At 50.0% G+C, this 550-nt stretch carries 1 protein-coding gene; it reads left to right on the plus strand.

Annotated elements, in window-relative coordinates; genetic code table 11:
• On the plus strand, nt 1–550 hold a 550-nt coding region (locus tag R7190_RS29830; protein ID WP_318138203.1), incomplete at both ends, for an aconitase family protein.

Below are 550 nucleotides of genomic sequence, written 5' to 3' on the forward strand. Positions count from 1 at the left end.
AAGTAACTTGGGGCACAAACCCAGGTCAGGTCATTGCCGTTGACCAACCGATTCCAGCACCAGAAAGCTTCACAGATCCAATCGAAAAAGCGTCTGCTGAAAAAGCATTGGCTTACATGGGCCTAGAAGCAGGCAAATCATTGTCTGACTACCAAGTAGATAAAGTGTTTGTTGGCTCTTGTACGAACTCTCGCATCGAAGACATGCGCGCTGCCGCCGTCGTGGCGAAAGGCCGTAAGGTCGCATCGCACGTTCAAGCATTGATTGTCCCGGGCTCAGAACAGGTGAAAGCACAAGCAGAAGCCGAAGGCTTGGATGTCATCTTTAAAGAAGCGGGCTTTGAATGGCGTTTACCAGGCTGTTCAATGTGTTTAGCAATGAACAATGACCGCTTAGGTCCTCACGAGCGTTGTGCATCCACATCAAACCGTAACTTTGAAGGCCGTCAGGGCCGTGATGGTCGCACTCACTTGGTTAGCCCTGCAATGGCAGCCGCGGCAGCTATCGCTGGTCACTTTGTTGACATTCGTGAATTAACTTTTGATAAACA

The organism is Vibrio sp. 1078-1, assembly GCF_033340475.1.